Source organism: Shigella sp. FC1967 (assembly GCF_001743005.1).
Lineage (GTDB): Bacteria > Pseudomonadota > Gammaproteobacteria > Enterobacterales > Enterobacteriaceae > Proteus.
Window position 1 is genome coordinate 1 of sequence record NZ_MIIZ01001407.1, and the last position, 357, is coordinate 357.

Below are 357 nucleotides of genomic sequence, written 5' to 3' on the forward strand. Positions count from 1 at the left end.
CCCTTTTATGTTAAACGGGCGAGTTAGTTAGCAAAAACCGCCCGTTCATCCCCATTAAAGCCCCTCGAAACGATTTTAAGACACGATCACCCTATAAAAACACCCAAATCTACGCTGAAAGTTTAGAACGGTTTTGCGGGCTTCTGAGTGCGTTTTTAACATCGTGCAAAACTGACAAGTAAAAACGATGCGAAATCGCTGAAAGTCACAAAACTTGTTTTGTGGCAAGAAGCGATTTGACCAACCGAGTAAAACGAGGGCGGTAGGCTTTTTGTTTTTATCCTGATGAGCGTCCAGCGAAGAAAGGGAAAAACAGGGGGAGCCGAAACGAAATGACACGCCCCAGCGATGGCAAGT

1 protein-coding gene is annotated in these 357 nt (G+C 45.4%); it reads right to left on the reverse strand.

Features of this window, described 5'->3' with window-relative positions; translation table 11 throughout:
- Positions 1-75: 75 nt before the first annotated feature.
- Positions 76-357, reverse strand: a 282-nt coding sequence (locus BHE89_RS24505; RefSeq protein WP_216081042.1) for a hypothetical protein, incomplete at its 5' end; no start/stop codon positions are given.